General features: G+C 68.3%; 15 protein-coding genes and 1 pseudogene. 5 read left to right on the top strand and 11 right to left on the bottom strand.

The window, feature by feature from the left end; translation table 11 throughout:
• Positions 1-41: 41 nt before the first annotated feature.
• The 4 genes from ACH413_RS48095 to ACH413_RS48080 form a co-directional block, all read right to left on the bottom strand.
• Entirely contained in the window at positions 42-1,193 is a 1,152-nt protein-coding gene (locus ACH413_RS48095; RefSeq protein ID WP_360043611.1) for an acyl-CoA dehydrogenase family protein, read from the bottom strand.
• 5 nt (positions 1,194-1,198) lie between these two features.
• Positions 1,199-3,112 (bottom strand): acetyl/propionyl/methylcrotonyl-CoA carboxylase subunit alpha, encoded by a 1,914-nt coding sequence (locus ACH413_RS48090; protein ID WP_360043608.1) that lies wholly within the window; start codon positions 3,110-3,112, stop codon positions 1,199-1,201.
• A gap of 2 nt (positions 3,113-3,114) precedes the next feature.
• Positions 3,115-4,704 carry a carboxyl transferase domain-containing protein gene (locus tag ACH413_RS48085; protein WP_360043605.1) on the bottom strand — a complete coding sequence of 530 codons (1,590 nt, stop codon included), beginning with the start codon at positions 4,702-4,704 and terminating at the stop codon, positions 3,115-3,117.
• 138 nt (positions 4,705-4,842) lie between these two features.
• Positions 4,843-5,628 carry an SGNH/GDSL hydrolase family protein gene (locus ACH413_RS48080; protein ID WP_360043602.1) on the bottom strand — a complete coding sequence of 262 codons (786 nt, stop codon included), beginning with the start codon at positions 5,626-5,628 and terminating at the stop codon, positions 4,843-4,845.
• Positions 5,629-5,792: 164 nt separating this feature from the next.
• Here ACH413_RS48080 and ACH413_RS48075 point away from each other — a divergent pair, with 164 nt between their 5' ends.
• Positions 5,793-6,365: a TetR/AcrR family transcriptional regulator gene (locus ACH413_RS48075; protein ID WP_360043599.1), complete on the top strand. Its 573-nt coding sequence runs from the start codon at positions 5,793-5,795 to the stop codon at positions 6,363-6,365.
• 49 nt (positions 6,366-6,414) lie between these two features.
• Positions 6,415-6,876 (top strand): annotated as a pseudogene (locus ACH413_RS48070) (hypothetical protein); the annotation flags it as partial.
• A gap of 1,360 nt (positions 6,877-8,236) precedes the next feature.
• Here ACH413_RS48070 and ACH413_RS48065 read toward each other — a convergent pair.
• The 4 genes from ACH413_RS48065 to ACH413_RS48050 form a co-directional block, all read right to left on the bottom strand.
• Complete coding sequence (locus ACH413_RS48065) at positions 8,237-9,259, bottom strand: acyltransferase family protein (protein ID WP_360043596.1); 1,023 nt, start codon at positions 9,257-9,259, stop codon at positions 8,237-8,239.
• Entirely contained in the window at positions 9,256-9,960 is a 705-nt protein-coding gene (locus ACH413_RS48060; RefSeq protein ID WP_360043593.1) for an alpha/beta hydrolase, read from the bottom strand. The genes ACH413_RS48065 and ACH413_RS48060 overlap by 4 nt, the downstream gene beginning before the upstream one ends.
• Positions 9,961-10,022: 62 nt before the next feature.
• Positions 10,023-10,676 carry a response regulator transcription factor gene (locus tag ACH413_RS48055; protein WP_360043591.1) on the bottom strand — a complete coding sequence of 218 codons (654 nt, stop codon included), beginning with the start codon at positions 10,674-10,676 and terminating at the stop codon, positions 10,023-10,025.
• On the bottom strand, positions 10,673-11,791 hold the full coding sequence (locus ACH413_RS48050; RefSeq protein WP_360043588.1) for a histidine kinase: 1,119 nt from the start codon (positions 11,789-11,791) through the stop codon (positions 10,673-10,675). Before ACH413_RS48050 ends, ACH413_RS48055 begins: the two co-directional genes overlap by 4 nt.
• Before the next feature lie 120 nt (positions 11,792-11,911).
• On the opposite strand from ACH413_RS48050, the gene ACH413_RS48045 reads away from it, so the two are divergent.
• Complete coding sequence (locus ACH413_RS48045; RefSeq protein ID WP_093592223.1) at positions 11,912-12,418, top strand: hypothetical protein; 507 nt, start codon at positions 11,912-11,914, stop codon at positions 12,416-12,418.
• On the opposite strand, the gene ACH413_RS48040 is transcribed toward ACH413_RS48045, so the two are convergent.
• Entirely contained in the window at positions 12,390-13,505 is a 1,116-nt protein-coding gene (locus tag ACH413_RS48040) for an erythromycin esterase family protein (protein ID WP_360043585.1), read from the bottom strand. The two genes, ACH413_RS48045 and ACH413_RS48040, sit on opposite strands and share 29 nt — an antisense overlap.
• Positions 13,506-13,584: 79 nt before the next feature.
• On the opposite strand from ACH413_RS48040, the gene ACH413_RS48035 reads away from it, so the two are divergent.
• A complete protein-coding gene (locus ACH413_RS48035) occupies positions 13,585-14,271 on the top strand; it encodes a TioE family transcriptional regulator (protein WP_360043582.1) in 687 nt (228 codons plus the stop codon).
• Here the strand turns inward: ACH413_RS48035 and ACH413_RS48030 are convergent.
• Both ACH413_RS48030 and ACH413_RS48025 read right to left on the bottom strand, forming a co-directional pair.
• Positions 14,234-15,247, bottom strand: coding sequence for a homoserine O-acetyltransferase (locus ACH413_RS48030; RefSeq protein WP_360043579.1), 1,014 nt, complete (start codon positions 15,245-15,247; stop codon positions 14,234-14,236). The two genes, ACH413_RS48035 and ACH413_RS48030, sit on opposite strands and share 38 nt — an antisense overlap.
• Positions 15,247-16,533, bottom strand: a complete 1,287-nt coding sequence (locus tag ACH413_RS48025) for a bifunctional o-acetylhomoserine/o-acetylserine sulfhydrylase (protein ID WP_360043576.1) — start codon at positions 16,531-16,533, stop codon at positions 15,247-15,249. The genes ACH413_RS48030 and ACH413_RS48025 overlap by 1 nt, the downstream gene beginning before the upstream one ends.
• Positions 16,534-16,724: 191 nt before the next feature.
• Here ACH413_RS48025 and ACH413_RS48020 point away from each other — a divergent pair, with 191 nt between their 5' ends.
• Entirely contained in the window at positions 16,725-17,732 is a 1,008-nt protein-coding gene (locus ACH413_RS48020) for a Gfo/Idh/MocA family oxidoreductase (RefSeq protein WP_360043573.1), read from the top strand.
• Positions 17,733-17,844 lie beyond the last annotated feature (112 nt).

The following is a 17,844-nucleotide window of genomic DNA, read 5'->3' as shown; positions in this document are numbered from 1 at the left end:
CGTTTGGAACTGGTGCTTTGGAGTTATTCAGCCGGAATGGACTAGAGACCGAGCTCGCGGGCGATCAGCATCTTCTGCACCTCGGAGGTGCCCTCGCCGATCTCCAGGATCTTCGCGTCGCGGTAGAACCGGCCGACCGGGTACTCGTTCATGAAGCCGTAGCCGCCGAAGATCTGCGTGGCGTCGCGGGCGTTGTCCATCGCCGCCTCGGACGACACCAGCTTCGCGATGGCCGCCTGCTTCTTGAACGGCTCGCCGCGCAGCATCCGGGACGCGGCCTCGTAGTAGGCCAGCCGTGCGGTGTGGACGCGGGCCTCCATCTCGGCGATCTTGAACTGGATCGCCTGGTACGTGCCGATCTTCGCGCCGAACGCCTCGCGCTCGTGGGCGTAGCGGACCGACTCGTCCACGCAGCCCTGGGCGAGGCCGACCGACAGCGCGGCGATCGCGACGCGGCCCTCGTCCAGCGTGCGCAGGAACTGGGCGAAACCGCGGCCTCGGGTGCCGAGCAGGTTTGCGGCGGGCACGCGGCAGTCCTGGAAGGACAGTTCGCGGGTGTCCGAGGCGCTCCAGCCGACCTTCGAGTACTTCTTCGACACCGTGAAGCCCGGGGTGCCGGACGGGACGATGATCGAGGAGATCTCTTTGCGGCCGTCGGGCTGGGTGCCCGTGACCGCGGCGACCGTCACCAGGCCGGTGATGTCCGTGCCGGAGTTCGTGATGAACGCCTTGGTGCCGTTGATGACCCACTCGTCGCCGTCGAGGCGTGCGGTGGTGGCCAAAGCACCCGCGTCGGAGCCGGAGCCCGGTTCGGTGAGGCCGAACGCGCCGAGCTTCTCACCGGACGTCAGCGAAGGCAGCCACTCGGCCTTCTGCTCGTCGGTGCCGAAGCGGTAGATGGGCATGGCGCCCAGCGAGGTCGCCGCCTCCACCGTGATCGCGACCGACGAGTCGACGCGCGCGAGTTCTTCGAGCGTGATGCACAGGGCGAAGTAGTCGCCGCCCATGCCGCCGTGCTCCTCGGGGAACGGCAGGCCCAGCAAGCCCATCTGCCCCATCTTCGCGACGATCGGGTACGGGAACTCGCAACGCTCGTAGTAGTCGCCGATGACCGGGGCCACCTCGTCGCGCGCGAACTCCTCGACGGTCTTGCGCAGGTCCTCGTACTCGCTCGGGAGCCTGAAGTCCAACATTGCTGTCACTCCTCGTGAGAGACGACGAGGGCCAGTACCTGGTCCAGTGAGACCTGCTGGCCTGCTTGCACGTTCACTTCCGCCAGCACGCCGTCGACCGGTGCGGTCACGGTGTGCTCCATCTTCATGGCCTCGACCACGAACAACGCTTGACCGGCGGTCACTTCCTCGCCCTGCCGGGCTCGAACCACCAGCACGGTGCCGGGCATCGGCGACTTCACCGGGCCGCCGGAGGCCGCGGCACCGTCGGCGGCTCCGACCAGGAACTCGGCCTCGACCAACGCCCAGGAGGCGCCGTCGTGGCCCAGCCACAGCACGTCTCCGTCGCGGGCCATCGAGTAGCGGCGCGAGCCGACGAGCAGGTCGGCGCCTTCGCGGCGGGCCCGGGCGCGGACCGGTTCTCCAGCGCCCACAACGACTTCCTCGCCACGCACACGCACGTCGACGTCGTTGATCCGCCAGGTCGTCCAGGCGTGCTCACCGACGCGCCAGCCGCCCAGCTGGTCCCACGGGTCCTCGCCGTGCGGCTGCAGCGAACGCTCCAGGCCGGCCGCCACGTAGACCTCGTCCGGGATCTCGGCGGAGGTCAGCTCGTCCAGCTTCCGTTCGACGAGACCGGTGTCCAGGGCACCCGCGCGCACATCGGGATCACGCAGAAGTGCCCGCAGGAACGGGATGTTCGTCGTGACGCCGAGCAGCACCATCTTGCCGAGCGCGTGGTCGAGACGCCTGAGCGCTTCCTCGCGGGTGCGGCCGTGCGCGATGACCTTGGCGAGCATCGGGTCGTAGTCCGAGCCGACGACAAGTCCTTCGTACAGACCGGAATCCACGCGGACGTCGGCCGGTTCGCTCAGCGCCAGCACGCGGCCGCCGGTCGGCAGGAAGCCGCGCGACGGGTCCTCGGCGTAGACGCGCGCCTCGACCGAGTGGCCGTTCAGTTCGACGGGGACGTCCAGCACCTCGCCGGACGCGACGCGGAGCTGCCACTCGACGAGGTCGACGCCCGTGACCATCTCGGTCACCGGGTGCTCGACCTGCAGCCGGGTGTTCATCTCCATGAAGAAGTAGTCGCCAGAGGCACCGTCCACGATGAACTCGACGGTGCCCGCGCCGACGTACCCGACGGACTTCGCGGCGTCGACCGCGGCGGAACCCATGGCCTCGCGCATCTCGGCGGTGAGGAACGGCGACGGCGCCTCCTCGATGATCTTCTGGTGCCGCCGCTGGAGGCTGCACTCGCGCTCGCCGAGGTGGATCACGTTGCCGTGCGCGTCGCCGAGGACCTGGATCTCGATGTGGCGCGGGTTCGTGATGAACCGCTCGATCAGCAGCGTGTCATCACCGAACGACCCGCGTGCCTCCCGCCGGGCCGACTCGATCGCCTCGCGCAGCGCCGATTCCTCGTGCACCAGCCGCATGCCCTTGCCGCCGCCGCCCGCGGAAGGCTTGAGCAGCACCGGAAAACCGATCTCCAGTGCCGCTTCGACGATCTCGTCGTCGGACATGCCCGCGCGAGTGCGGCCCGGCACGACGGGAACGCCCGCCGCCGACACCGTCAGCTTCGCGCGGATCTTGTCGCCCATCGCGTCGATCGCCGACGCGGGCGGCCCGACGAACACGATCCCCGCCGCGTCACAGGCCGCCGCGAACGCCGTGTTCTCGGCGAGGAACCCGTAACCGGGGTGGATCGCTTGTGCGCCAGTGGAAACGGCGGCCTGAACGATCTTCTCGATGGACAGGTAGCTCTCACGGGCCGCGGCGGGCCCGATCCGCACGGCCTCGTCGGCCAGCCTGACGTGCAACGCCTCGGCGTCCGCGTCGGAGTACACGGCGACGGAACGAATCCCGAGCGACCGCAACGCGCGGATCACCCTGACCGCGATCTCCCCGCGGTTCGCCACCAGAACGCTGTCGAACATGATCACATCCGGAAGACGCCGTAGGAAACATCGTCGATGGGGGCGTTCGCCGCACTGGACAAGGCAAGTCCCAGCACCGTGCGGGTGTCACGCGGGTCGATCACGCCGTCGTCCCAGAGCCGCGCGGTCGAGTAGTACGGGTTGCCCTGGTCCTCGTACTGCTGGCGGATCGGCGCCTTGAACGCCTCCTCGTCCTCCGCGGACCACTCGTCACCGAGCTGGTCGCGCCGCACCGTCGCGAGAACCGAGGCCGCCTGCTCGCCGCCCATCACCGAGATGCGGGCGTTGGGCCACATCCACAGGAAGCGCGGCGAGTACGCCCGGCCGCACATCGAGTAGTTGCCGGCGCCGAAGCTGCCGCCGATGATCACGGTGAACTTCGGGACGCGCGCGCAGGCCACCGCCGTCACCATCTTGGCGCCGTGCTTGGCGATGCCGCCCGCCTCGTACTCGCGGCCGACCATGAAGCCGGTGATGTTCTGCAGGAAGACCAGCGGGATGGACCGCTTGTCGCACAACTGGATGAAGTGCGCGCCCTTGACGGCCGACTCGCCGAACAGGATGCCGTTGTTCGCGATGATCCCGACCGGGTGGCCGTGGATGCGCGCGAAGCCGGTGACGAGCGTCTGCCCGTACTCCTTCTTGAACTCCTGGAACTTCGAGCCGTCGACGATCCGCGCGATCACCTCGCGCACGTCGTAGGGCGTCCGGGAATCCGTTGGCACCACGCCGTAAAGATCGTCCGTGACCACCGGCGCCTCGACGGGCGCGACGTCCCACGGACGCTGCGCGCGCGGGCCGAGCGTCGAGATGATCGACCGGACCATCCGCAGCGCGTGGGCGTCGTTCTCCGCCAGGTGGTCGGTGACGCCGGAGGTCCGCGAGTGCAGGTCGCCGCCGCCGAGGTCCTCAGCTGAAACGACTTCACCGGTCGCGGCCTTCACCAGCGGCGGGCCGCCGAGGAAGATCGTGCCCTGGTTCCTGACGATGATCGCTTCGTCGCTCATCGCCGGCACGTACGCGCCACCGGCGGTGCACGACCCGAGCACGGCGGCGATCTGCGGAATCCCGCGCGCCGACATCGTGGCCTGGTTGTAGAAGATCCGGCCGAAGTGCTCGCGGTCCGGGAACACGTCGTCCTGCTTCGGCAGGAACGCGCCGCCGGAGTCGACGAGGTAGACGCACGGAAGGTTGTTCTGCAGCGCCACTTCCTGCGCGCGCAGGTGCTTCTTGACCGTGATCGGGTAGTAGGTGCCGCCCTTGACCGTGGCGTCGTTCGCGACGATCACGCACTCACGGCCGGAGACCCGCCCGACGCCGGTGATGATGCCCGCGGCCGGTGCCTCGTCGCCGTACATGCCGTTGGCGGCCAGCGGCGACAGCTCCAGGAACGGCGAACCGGGGTCGACCAGCGTGTCCACGCGCTCGCGCGGCAGCAGCTTGCCGCGGTCGACGTGCCGCTGACGTGCCTTCTCCGGACCGCCGAGCGCGGCGGTGGCGAGCTTGCCGCGCAGCTCGTCGACGAGCGCGGTGTGCTCCTTGGCGTAGCGGTCCGACGGCTCGGCTGCGCTGCGCAGGACAGGTGCGTCCATGCTCCCCAGACCTCAGGTTAGCGGGCGTTAACAAGGCCATGTTAACGCCCGCTCACCTAGCGGTCCACAGGAACGCCTTGAGAGTGACCCGAACGCAGGTCAAGCGGCCTTTCAGGCACTCTCACGTTCCGGAAAACCCTAGCCGATGACCGACCGCAGAGCGGGCAGGTAGCCGCTCTGATGTCCTGCCCGGTTCGGGTGGTACGACTCCTCGACCGGCCAGCTCAGGCTGTTGAGCCACCAGCTCGACGAGCAGATCTCGTGCCCGGTGAACGCCCCGCGCACGTCGACGTAGCTGAACCCGGCCGCCGCCGCCCGCGCGCCGATGGTGGCGTGCAGCGCGTCGGAACCGGAGTTGATCGCGGCCCGCTTGGTGTCGCTCAGGCCGACGTTGCAGGAGCCAGGCACCTTGTAGATGCGCGGGTAGCCGAGCACGACCACACGCGCCGACGGGGACTTCGACTTGATCGTGTTGTAGACGTTGGTGAGCAGGCCGGGAAGCGTGTTCGCGGCATAGGTCTTGGCCTGGTTCACCCGGTTGGTGCAGTCCTGGTCCGAGCCGAAGGTGCACGTGGTGATGACGTCGGTGAAACCGGCGTCGTTGCCGCCGACCTGCACTGTGACCAGGTTCGTGGCCGCCGTGAGGTTGTTGGCCTGGGTGATGACGTCACCTGTTCGCGCACCGGAACAGGCAACGGACTTGAACGTCGCGGGCGCTGTCGCGGCCGCCCAGAGTGCCGGATACGCGAGCGGACCGCGCTTGCAGCTGCCGCTGGCACCGTCATAACTGCCGGTCCCGAGCCCGGAGGCGTAGGAATCGCCCAGCGCGACGTAGTTGATCGGGGCTGCGCTCGCAGGGTTGGCGAGAGCAATGACCGCCGCGGCGGCGGTGACCACTGAGGCGATGAAGTGAGCAGGACGCATCGAAGACTCCCGAAGGGGCCGCAGGGGTGTGATGCATTGCACGTCAATGGTTACTCACGGGTAAGGCCTGTGTGAAGTATTCGTCAATAGTCAACATTCAGGGCTTGTACCTGCGCGAATTCCACCCATCGGACGACAAGGTAAACGGCTGCTAACCTCCTTCCGTGGTCGAGAAACCCTCACGTCGGGACCAGATCCTCAACGCCGCGGCCGAACTCTTCGCGCGTCACGGCTTCCACGGCGTGGGCATCGACGACATCGGTGCGGCCGTGGGCATCTCCGGCCCGGCGCTCTACCGGCACTTCCGCAGCAAGGACGCGATGCTCGGCGAGATGCTGACGTCGATCTCCGAACGGCTGCTCGACGGCGGCCAGTCACGGGTGGACGCCGCGTCGAACGCCGACGAGGCGTTGCGGGACCTCATCGGCTGGCACGTCGACTTCGCGCTGGACGACCCGGCGCTCATCACCGTGCAGATGCGCAATCTCGCGAACCTCACGGATCCGGACCGCCGGCGCGTGCGTGCCTTACAACGCCGGTACGTCGAGGTGTGGGTCGAGACGATCCGCCGCACCGTTCCCGATTTCGACGAACCGACCGCCCGTGCCGCCGCGCACGCCGTGTTCGGGCTCATCAACTCGACGCCGCACAGCGCTCACCTCGACCGCGACCAGATGGCCACGCTGCTGTCCCGGATGGCGCTCGCCTCGCTCACGCCCGCCGTCGTACGTTCCTGACCTGGCGGACTGGCGATCAGCCGAGACCTATCCGTAACCTGGCGCGACAATGGGCGCGCGCAAACTCCTCCTCCGACTTCCGGCCTGGTTCCGGTTCACGGTGATCACGCTCGCGGTGTTCGTCTGCGGGGTGATCGCCTCACGTCCGGCGACCGGCGACAACGGGGTTGCGCCGAGCGCCGACGTGATCGCCGCGGCCAACGCCGTCGACGCGTTCGTGTCGCCGTCGGCGACGCACGATCCGTACGTCAACCTGCCGAGCGACTTCGCGCGCGAGATGGGACGCGATCCCAAGACCGTGACGGCGCCGGACGGGACGCTGCGGGTCGTCGACGCGGGCGGCGGGTGCTCGGGGCCGGCCGGTGACACGGAGTGGGACTTCAGCACCGGGTGCCGGGCGCACGACCTCGGCTACGACCTGTTGCGCTATGCCGAGCACAAGGGCGATCCGCTCGGGCAGGGCGCGCGCAAGGCGCTGGATGACAGGCTCACGACCGACCTGCACGCGCAGTGCCGGCTGAACCCGCGCGGCGCCGAGCAGACCTGTCACGTGGTGGCCGAGACCTACGCGCTGGGGCTGAAGTTCAACTCGTGGCGGCAGCGGTGGGGGCCGCCGGGCCACGAACCCGTGGTGGCGTGGGCGTTCGGCAGTGCGGTCGTGGTGTTCCTGCTGCTCGCGCGGCTGCACGGCCGGCGACGTGAGGATCCTGCCGCCAACTCGTTGCCCCTGGTGCTCAAGCACGCCGAGCAGGACCGGTACGCGACGTTCCTGCGGCTCTTCAGCCTGGCGTTGCTCGTGCTCGGCGAGACCGTGGCGACGCTCGCGCACCTCAGAGGGTCCGGCACGTCGTGGCTGTGGGCGTTGCAGGCGGTGCCGTTGTTCTTCTTCGCGGGCGGGCACGCGAACCTGCGCAGCTGGCAGGCGCACCAGGGCGGTTTCGGCTGCTGGGTGTCGAGCCGGACGTCGTGGCTGCTGCGGCCGGTGCTCGCGTTCGTGTTGCTGTGGGTGGTGCTGTTCGCCGCGCTGAACCTGATGGACGTCGAGGTCGACGCGTACAGCCGGCTGATCACGCATCCGCTGTGGTTCGTCGGGGTCTACCTGCTCGCCGTGGCCGCGACGCCGGCCGCCGCGTGGCTGCACCAGCACTTCCGCCGCACCGCGCCGTTCGTGCTCATGCTCGTGACGCTCACCGTGGAGGTCGCGCGCACGTCGATGGACTGGAAGACCGGCGGGTACGCGAACCTGATCGTCGGCGCGTTGCTGATGCAGCAGATCGGTTTCTTCTACGCGGACGGCACGCTGACGAACCTGTCCCGCCGGACGCTGGCCGCGCTGGGCGCCGTCACGGTGCCCGCCCTGGTGTTCTTCAGCGACTACCCGCGCTCGATGATGGTGCTCGGCGTGGCGCAGGTGTGCCTGGCGCTGCTCGCGCGCGACCGGGTCACCTCGTGGCTCGACGGCCGGTCGTGGCACGTCGTGGACTTCGCCCGCCGCGCACCGATGACGGTGTACCTCGCGTACCTGGCCGGGGTCGGCGCGCTGGTCGGGTTGCTCGGGCTGACGCAGGCGCCGATCTGGCTGGTGCTGGGTCTGGTGCCGCTCATCCTGCTGTTCCACCGGTTCGAGCGGCGCCTGGTCCGGCTGCCGCAGCTCCAGCACGAGTCGCACCGCACCCGGCTCGCGACGGCGATGGGCGTGTCGTTCGGGACGCTCGGCGTGCTCGGGTTCGTGGTGAGCGGGTTCCTCGGCGACGGGATGCTGGTGCTGCTGCCGGTGGACCCGCTGCAGAACCTCATCCACCTGCTGCTCGGCTGGTACCTGATCCACACGGCCCGCACCGGCAGCTGCGACACCCGCCTGCCGTGGCTGCTCACCGCGCTGGCGTGCGTTCCGCCGATGCTGGCACTGGATCCGGCTCAGCCGGTGGTGGTGCTGCACGCCGTGGCGATCGGCCTCGCAGTGCTCGGAGCCATCCCCAGGTCACGGCCGCGCACACCGGCAGCCACAGCAACCGCTGCCACACCCAGCCAGGATGATCTGGTGGCTGCTGGAGCCCCGGCAACGGCCCCCACGCGCTGAGCGTCAGCGTCACGGTGATCAGCGCGCTCTGGTGCGCGAGGAAGATCCCCAACGCGCGCTTGTTCAGCCACGCCACGGGTTTCGTCGTGCCGAGCCTGGTCAGCAGCGGCGCGATCGTGAGCACCAGGCCGATCTGCGCGAACGCCAGGGCGAGCGTCGCGTAGTTCGGCGGGTTCAGGTTCGAGACGGCCTCGCCGGGAATTCCCACCGCCGACAACGGATAGCCGCCGAACGTCGTCAGCAACGCATAGCCGACGACGCCGAGCACCAGCAGCGGCGGACCGGGAATCCTCCTGCGCGCCAACGAATAGCCGAGCTGCCAGGCCGCCCACCACACCGCGTAAGGCACCACCAGCACCAGCAGGACCGGCACGAGCACACCCCACGAGTACTCGTCCAGCCTGCGCACCAACGGTTTCAACGCCAGCAGCACCAGGTAGATGCCGAGGAACCACAGCGGCGTCGTGACCAGGAACCCGATGTTCCAGGCCGTGCCCTGGTCGACGCCGCGCAGCACCAGTCCGAAGAGAACAGCGGCCCAGCAGCCGAGCATCAGCAACGTCGGCACGGCGAGCTGCTTCAGCCGGACGAGAAACGACGTCTTCGAGTGCGCGGCGGCGTAACCACCCACGAAGAAGAACAGGCCGAGTGCCTGCAGCACCCAGGAAACCGGGGTGAGCGAGGACAAGTGCTTCAACGGACTGTCGATGTACATGCCGGTGGGCGTGTCCACCAGCGAAGTCACCAGCCAGTGGCCGAGCACGACCGCGACGACGGCCAGTGCCCGCACGGCGTCGATGAACGGATTCCTCACAGCTTCTCCCCCGAAGCGATCCGGACGAGCGCGCCCAGCGTCTCGCTGCCCGGTTCGTAGTAGGTGTCGTGTTTGCCGCCCTCGAACCGCAGCACGGTCGCACCGAAGCCGTCCGAAGCCGGATCCGTTCCGTGCCCGAGGTCGAACAGCCGGGCGTTCGGCACGAACCGCATCCAGTCGCCACTCGACCGCACCGCCCACACCTTCGCGCGCGTCCCCAGCTCTGCCACGGATTTCGCCCGCACACCAGGACTTCCGGTGAACACGATGTCGTCCACGTTCAACGAGTGCGCCGCGAGTCCGACGACGACCGAGCCGTAGCTGTGGCCGTAGACGTGGATGCGCGCGTTGGTCTGCAACGCCCGCACGAAGTCGACGAGCGCCACAGCTCCCTGACGCGCCAGCGAACCGGTCACCGCATCCACCCCGAGCCCCTGCGGCGTCCGGTACCCGAGCCAGGCGATCACCGCGAGGTCGCTGCGGTGGGCCTGCGCGTACAGATTGGCCGCCATCCGCCCGACCGTGCGGTCGAACCTGTCGACGTCCACGTCGGACCCCGGCACGACGATCACGACGTCGCGTGCGGTGCTCAGGTCACCGACGATCGCGACCCGGCGGGCGACGTCGGTGCGCCACTGGGCGATCGACGGCGCGACCGACGGGAGGGCGATCAGCAGGAGGAACAGGACGGCTCGGCGCATGAACCGAAACTAGGAAGACCACGACCCTCGAATCGTCACGCTGACGTGCCGCTTTTCCGTTGCTACCCCGGTATCACGAGTCCGCTCTCGTACGCCGCGATGACGGCCTGGGCGCGGTCGCGGAGACCCAGTTTGGTGAGCACGCGACTCACGTGCGTCTTGACGGTCTGCTCGGCCAGCACCAGATGCGCGGCGATCTCGGTGTTCGACAGGCCCTGCGCGACCAGCACGAGGATCTCGGTCTCGCGTTCGGTCAGCACCCCCAGCTGCGCGGGCCGGACGCGGTCGGAACGCCGTGACCGCACGAAGTCCTCGATCAACCGCTTGGTGATCGACGGCGCCAGCAGCGCTTCCCCCGCGGCCACCACGCGGACGGCGTTGAGCAGCTCACGGGCCGGCGCGTGCTTGAGCAGGAACCCGCTCGCCCCGGCCTGCAACGCCTCGTAGACGTAGTCGTCGAGGTCGAACGTGGTCAGCACCAGCACTTTCAGCTCCTGCGACCCGTCCAGCAACAACCTCGTGGCCGTCAGACCGTCCATCTCGGGCATGCGGATGTCCATCAGCACGACGTCCGGTCTGACCGTCCGCGCCAACGCGACGCCCTGCACACCGTTGCCCGCCGCGCCGATCACCTCGATGTCGTCCTGCGCGTCGAGCAGCGCGGAGAAGCCCTCGCGGACCATCTCCTGGTCGTCGACCACGACCACCCTGATCACTTGTCCCCCAACGGAATCCTCGCCCGGACCATGAACCCGCCGTCCTCGGTCGACTTCACGGTCAGCGTGCCACCGTGCACGGCGACACGTTCCCGCATGCCCACCAGCCCCTGCCCACTGCCACCGCCCGTCGACGGTCCCCCCGCGGTGTTGGTCACCAGCACGTCGAGCCGGCCGTCCTCCTTGTGCACGTGGACGGACGCCCTCGAGCCGGGCGCGTGCCTGGTGGCGTTCGTGAGCGCCTCCTGCACGACCCGGTACGCGGTCAGGCCGACCGCCTCCGGCACGTCGTCCACGTCGATCTCAGCCTCGTCGCCCGGCCGCACGAGCTCGGGGATGCGGCTGATGCCCGGTTGCGGCTCGCGTTCCAGCTCCTGCCCGTTCGACCGCAGCACGCCCAGCAGCCGTTGCATGTCGGTGATGGCCTCCCGCGCCGCCTCACCGACCTCGGCGAACTCCTTCACCGCGTCCTCGTTCAGTCCTTTGAGGCGGTAGGGCGCGGTCTCGCACCGGACCACCACCAACGACATGTGATGCGCCACGACGTCGTGCATCTCGCGTGCGATGCGGGCGCGTTCCTCCAAAGCCGCCTTGGCATCGCGTTCTTCCTCGAGTTCGCGTTCCGCTCTGCCGCGCGCACCGAACAGGTAGACCGCCGTACCGACGATGGGCACGAAGAGCGCCATGTCCGCGGCCTGTGGCTCGGAGGCGATGATGAGCGCGCCGGTGATCACCGTGGCCGCGATGACGATCCCGCGCGAGTAGAACGCCGCGACCGCGACGAACAGCGGCACCGCCGTCCAGTACTGGAAGGCCCCGGCGCCCTCACCGGCCCACAGGAGGCTGACGAGGTAGAAGCCGGGCACCGCCAGCCGCCAGGCGTAGAGCGGCGACCAGATCAGCAGCACGTACGGCCCGACCGTCACCAGGAAGACGACGACCCACCAGCCGTCCGAGTCCGCCTGGCGCACGTAACCGGCACTGGCGACGATCGCCCACACGACAGCGTAGATGATCAGTGCGGCGTGCACCGGAACGCGCCACCGCCCGAGCAGCTTGGCGAGCACTCGGGTGCGATCGGGACCTAAGACGGTTCGGTACGGCGTGCGGAACACCACCCGATGCTAGGTGGATGCGTTGATCCCCACATTGACCTGCGGAGTGACATACCCCGGTAGCACTCTGATCAAGATGGGGCATTGCGAATGCGTGACACCGCGCGGTAGGCAGTACCTGTGAGACCACCACAGGATCCAGATCGCTGGTCACGGCTGACGGCCGTCGCCGGTGAGGCGCTGGCCGCGGCCAGGGCCGGGGAAGACGCTGTGGCGGTGGACCTCGTGACCGGGTACCTCAGCGGGTCTCCCGAGGGCAACGAGGAGATCCGTGAGCTGGTGCTCCTGCTGTTCGCCGAGTGCAGCAGCATGGTCAGCGCGCTCGGTTCCGGCGGCGCCACTCCGGTCAAGATGCAGGTCTTCGACGAGGAGGGCAACGAGGTCCAGATCGACGACGCCGACCCGCCCGTCCGCACCGCGATCCGCGCGTTGCTGGCCGAGGTGCACGGCGACCAGGACGCGGCCTCGGAGCAGATCGAGATCGCCCTGGCCAACGGCCAGCCGCAGGAGCTCGCGACCGTGGTCTTACAAGCCCTGCGGTGGACCCTGAAGCTGGCGATCGAGTGCGAGACGCGCGAACTGCCCGTCGCGCCGTGGATCACCGCGTCACTGGACGACCAACCTTGATGTGCAGCAGAGCGTCCACACCGTCCATGAGGTGCTGGTCGAGCGGGAAGTAGCCCATCTCCAGCCTCGTGTCGGTGCGGGACGGACCCGCCGGCTTGTCCTTCGTGATCCCCCAGGTCGTGAACCGGCTCTGCAACTGGCCTTCGAGGGTTGCTTTGTCCGGTTCACCCAGTCCGAACGAGTCGTTGCGGCCGAGCGTGCCGCCGATGACCGTGTACTGGTCACCGAGGATCGGCGCCACGAGCGCACCCGCCGAGAACCACTCGATCCGTTCACCGGCCATCTCCATCGAGGAGTTGGTGCGCTGCAGGTGGGCGTTGTGAGCGAACACGAACGTCGGACCGTTCGCGGCTTCGGCACGCCGGATCTCCAGCAGGTTCCGCGCCATCACGCCGTCCCGCATCTGGCACAGCCGGTTGAGGCGCACGCCCAACGGGTTCGGCTCCGCGCACTCCCGGTGGTACTGGAGCAGGCTCAGCCCGGCCGTCAGATACGTCTCCGCGCGCGCCCACGCCTCGTCAGTGGACCTTCGCTCGTGCAGCCGCATGAGCATCCCGGTGCCGATCTCACGCAGCCTGACCGCCTCTTCGGACTGTCCCGGCGACTGGGTCAGGTCCAGCACCGCCTCGTCGCGGCTCCACTTCTCGTCGTCGATCGTGAGGTCGACGTCCTCGCCCAGGTAGTCGCGGGCGTGTTCGAGGTAGGGACGCGGGCTGGGCGCGCTGGTCGTCTCGGTCTGGAAGTCGAAGCCGTGGAACGACAGCCGTTCCTCGGGTGCTTTGTCCGCGTTGTACTCGCGCATCCACTGCACGAGCTCGCGGTTGGCCGGCCAGTTCTCCCCGAACGTGTGGGAGAAGCCCTCCTTCATGATCGTGTCGAGGTCACCGGGCCCGCCGTGCACGTAGTCGTTCACGCTCAGGCCCCTGATCCGGCAGGTCTCCAGGGCGATCGAGCGGAAGCCCAGGCCCGCGAGCTGTTCGAACAGCTCGTTGCGGATCCACGTGTAGGCGTGTTCGAGGTGCGTCGGCTCGCCGAACCCCAGGAGCTCGGTGAAGGGGCTGATGAACTCGCGAATGTCCTGGCTCATGTGGCTCAACCGTAACATTGAAAGCTCCGTTGAGACTTTGGCCCAATTCTTCTCGGCCTTTGCCGCTAAAGTCTCAACCGTGCGTCCAGCTGACCTCGCCCGCGAACACGGCCTCTCGACCCAGGCGGTGCGCAACTACGAGGAGTCCGGGTTCCTCCCGCCCGCCGCGCGCACCCCGTCCGGCTACCGCGTCTACACCGAGGTCCACGCCGCCGCGCTGCGCACGTTCATCGCCCTGATCCCGGCCTTCGGACACTCGGCTGCCGGCCAGATCATGAACGCGCTGCACACCGACTCGCTGGACGACGTGCTGCTCAGGATCGACCGCGGCCACGAGCAGCTGCTGCGCGACCGCCAGACCCTCGATTCGGTCAGCCGGGCGGTGCAGGACCTGACCGACTTCGAACCGGTCCTGGAACCCCGCACGATCGGCGAGCTGGCCCGGCGCCTCGACGTGACCCCGGCGACGCTGCGGGCGTGGGAGGAGGCCGGAATCCTCGTCCCGTCACGTGAATCCACCGGCTATCGCGTGTTCCGGGCCGAGGACGTCCGCGACGCCGAGCTGGCGCACCTGCTGCGGCGCGGCGGCTATCCGTTGGCGCGCATCGCTTTGGTGGTCGACCAGATCCGCACGGCAGGCGGCACCGACACGCTGGGTGCCGCCCTGGCCGACTGGCGCCGCCGCCTCACCAGGCAGGGCCTGGCGATGCTCGCCGCCTCCGCACGGCTCAACGAGTACCTGAACGCACGGGCACCAGTTCCGTGACAAGCGCGCCGACCTGCTCGCTCTCGATCAGGAACGCGTCGTGCCCGTACGGCGAACTGATCACCCTCAGCTCGTCGGCTCCAGGAATGCCGGTAGCCAGTTCCCTCTGCTGCGCCAACGGATACAGCCGATCCGAGTCCACCCCAGCCACGATCGTGCGTGCCGTGATCTTGGCCAGCGCGGCTCGAACGCCACCCCGCCCACGTCCGACGTCGTGCGAGTTCATCGCATCGGTCAGGGTCACGTAGCTGTCCGCGTCGAACCGCCTGGTGAGCTTCGCCGCGTGGTGGTCCAAATAGGACTCGACCTCGAACCGCCCGTCCTCCTGCTTCTCCCGCCCGAACCGGGCCTGGAGCTCCTGCTCACTGCGATAGCTGATGTGCGCGATCCGCCGCGCGACCCCCAGTCCCTCCAGGGGATCGGCTTTGATCGCGTGCAGTTGAGCGGACGCCAGTGCGATCTGCTCGGCCGAAGCCTGCGCCGTCGTGGCCAGCAACAGCAAGGACTTCACCCGATCAGGGGCACTGACCGCCCACTCAACCGCCCGCATGCCACCCATCGACCCGCCGAGCACCGCGGCCCACTGCCCGATGCCGAGGTAGTCCGCGAGGTGCACCTCGGCCGCAACCTGGTCGCGAATGGTGATGTCGGGAAATCCGGGGTACTGCCAGGGCCCGGTACTGCCCTGGCAGCCTCCCAGCACGTTCGGCGCGACGACGAAGAACGCGTCGAGCGGCTTTCCCTTCCCCACCAGGGAGTCCCACCAGCCCGGCGTGGGGTGACCCGGCTCCACGCCCCCGGCGACATGGCTGTCACCGGTGAGGGCGTGGAGCACGAGCACCGCGTTGGAGGCCTCGGCGTTCAAGGTCCCCCACGTCTCGTACGCGAGCTGGAAACCCGGCAGTCCCGCGAACGGCGCGGCGTGGCTGAACCACTTCCGCCGGCCGTTGGGGTCACCGAAGCGCCAGCCGCTCACTACAACTCGGACTTCGCCGCGGTGAAGCCCGCCTCGAGGTCCGCCTTGAGGTCCTCCAGCCCTTCCAGCCCGACCGACAACCGCACCAGCCCGGGCGTGACACCCGTGACGAGCTGCTCCTCAGGCGTCAACTGACTGTGCGTGGTCGACGCCGGGTGCACGATCAACGACCGCACGTCCCCGATGTTCACCAACTGGCTGAACAGGCTCGTCCCGTCGACGAACGCCCGCCCGGCCTGCACCCCGCCCCTCAGCTCGAAACTCACGACCGCACCCGCACCCTTGGGCAGGTACTTCTGCGCGGCAGCGTGGAACGGCGACGACGCCAGGCCCGCGTAGTGGACCTTCTCGACCTCGTCCCGCCCTTCCAGCCACTCGGCAAGCGCTTGCGCGTTCTCGACGTGCCGCTCGATGCGCAGCGACAACGTCTCAATGCCCTGAATCACCAGGAAGCTGGTCAACGGCGCGATGGCCGCTCCCGTGTCCCGCAGCCCCTGCACCCGCAACTTCGCCGCGAACGCCCCGTGCCCGAGCACCGGCCAGTACTGCAGCCCGTTGTAGCTGGGGTCGGGCTCGTGGAAGTCGGGGAACTTCTCCGCGCCGTACTCGAACTTCCCGCCATCGACCACGACACCGGCGATGGCCGTGCCATGACCACCGAGGTACTTGGTCGCGGAGTGGATCACGATGTCAGCGCCGTGGTCCAACGGCCTGAGCAGGTACGGCGTGGGCACCGTGTTGTCGACGAACAACGGCACGTCGTTGGCGTGCGCGACCCCGGCGACACCCTCGATGTCGAGCACGTGACTGCGCGGGTTGGCCAGCGACTCGGCGAAGAACAACTTGGTGTTCGGCCGCACGGCCGCCTGCCAGGCGTCAAGATCGTCCGGGTCGTCCACAAACGACACTTCGATGCCGAGCTTCGGCAACGTGTAGTGGAACAGGTTGTACGTCCCGCCGTACAACGACGCACTGGAGACCAGGTGGTCCCCGGCCCGGGCGAGGTTCAGGATCGCAGCGGTCTCAGCCGCCTGACCAGAGGCGAAGGCAACGGCCGCGACACCACCCTCAAGGGCGGCAACGCGCTGCTCCAGCACGTCCTGCGTGGGGTTGTTGATGCGCGTGTAGATGTTCCCGGGCTCAGCAAGAGCGAACAAGTCCGCCCCGTGCTGCGTGTCCCTGAACACGTAGGAGGTGGTCTGGTAGATCGGCGTGGCACGAGCGCCAGTGGCCGGATCGGGCGCGGCGCCCGCGTGGATCTGCGTCGTCTCAAAGGACCAGGACATGGCTGTGCTCCAGAACGTTCGTTGAAGAGTGGGCTCAGATCAACGGGAGCTGCGACAGGCCATGCTGGTGACGCGCACGTAGTCAACGTGGCGTCGGCTCACGAGCAGCACGGTCATGGTGACCGAAGGTAGGGGTCCGTCCAGACTTGCGACACCCCGTCCATCTGGTGGGAACGCTTAGGCTGATCGTCATGCGCACAGCTCTGGTCGGCTACGGACTAGGTGGGGCGGCCTTCCACGCCCCGTTCATCGAGGCAACGGAAGGCCTGGAACTCTCCGCCGTCGTCACCTCCAACCCGAGCCGCCAAGCAGAGGTAGCGGCCCGCTACCCGTCGGCCAGCCTGCTGTCCTCTCTGGACGAAGTCTGGTCAGGCAACTTCGACCTCGTAGTCATCACCACCCCGAACCGCTTCCACGCGACCCACGCCCGCCAGGTCCTGGAACACGGCCTCAACGTGGTGGTCGACAAGCCCTTCGCAGGCTCAGCGGCAGAAGCAAGAGCCCTGGCCTCAATCGCCTACTCCAAGGGCCTGATGCTCTCCCCGTTCCACAACCGCCGCTGGGACGGCGACTTCCTGACAGTCCAGAAACTCCTCAAAACAAACACCCTGGGCGCGGTCCACAAGTTCGAGTCCCGCTTCGAGCGCTACCGCCCAGAGATCAAGTCCTCGTGGAAGGAATCAGGCGACCCAGCAGACCTGGGCAGCATCCTCTTCGACCTGGGCACCCACCTCGTAGACCAGTCAGTGGCCCTCTTCGGCCGCCCAACGACGGTCTACGCGGAAATCAAAACCGTCCGCCCAGGCGCCAAGGCAGACGACGACGTCTTCCTCTCCCTGACCCACGAGGGAGGCGTCCGCTCCCACCTCTGGATGAGCGCGCTGGCAGCAGACCTGGGCCCAAGATTCCGCGTACTGGGCCACGACGCCGCCTACGTCAAATACGGCATGGACCCCCAGGAAGACCGCCTGAAGGCAGGCGACACCCCAGCGGGCCCAGGTTGGGGCGAAGAACCAGAGGAAGCCTGGGGAACGCTGGCCAACGAGCCCTACCAAACCGAGCCAGGCGCCTACCAGAACTTCTACGCCTCAGTAGCAGCAGGCATAGCCCCCGTATCACCACAAGACGCAGTGGCGGGCCTAGAGGTAATCGAGGCCGCAAAGCACTCCGCCACGACGGGGGGCGCAGTCCGCCTCTAACACCCGCGGCTCGCGATGCCGAAGGCGAGCCGTCCTTACCGTGCGGTCTGGGTGGGGTGGCTTCGTCACGAGTCGTGCCATAGCTCTTGCTGCAGCCAGGAAGGGATGTCAA

This window comes from Lentzea sp. NPDC020367 (genome assembly GCF_044387305.1).
GTDB lineage: Bacteria > Actinomycetota > Actinomycetes > Mycobacteriales > Pseudonocardiaceae > Lentzea.
This window is presented reverse-complemented; position numbering and strand designations above follow the sequence as displayed.

Coding starts and splice junctions, on each gene's coding strand:
- ACH413_RS48095 (WP_360043611.1), bottom strand. CDS start 1,193: ATGTTGGACTTCAGGCTCCCGAGCGAGTACGAGGACCTGCGCAAGACC.
- ACH413_RS48090 (WP_360043608.1), bottom strand. CDS start 3,112: ATGTTCGACAGCGTTCTGGTGGCGAACCGCGGGGAGATCGCGGTCAGG.
- ACH413_RS48085 (WP_360043605.1), bottom strand. CDS start 4,704: ATGGACGCACCTGTCCTGCGCAGCGCAGCCGAGCCGTCGGACCGCTAC.
- ACH413_RS48080 (WP_360043602.1), bottom strand. CDS start 5,628: ATGCGTCCTGCTCACTTCATCGCCTCAGTGGTCACCGCCGCCGCGGCG.
- ACH413_RS48060 (WP_360043593.1), bottom strand. CDS start 9,960: ATGCGCCGAGCCGTCCTGTTCCTCCTGCTGATCGCCCTCCCGTCGGTC.
- ACH413_RS48040 (WP_360043585.1), bottom strand. CDS start 13,505: ATGAGCCAGGACATTCGCGAGTTCATCAGCCCCTTCACCGAGCTCCTG.
- ACH413_RS48025 (WP_360043576.1), bottom strand. CDS start 16,533: ATGTCCTGGTCCTTTGAGACGACGCAGATCCACGCGGGCGCCGCGCCC.
- ACH413_RS48020 (WP_360043573.1), top strand. CDS start 16,725: ATGCGCACAGCTCTGGTCGGCTACGGACTAGGTGGGGCGGCCTTCCAC.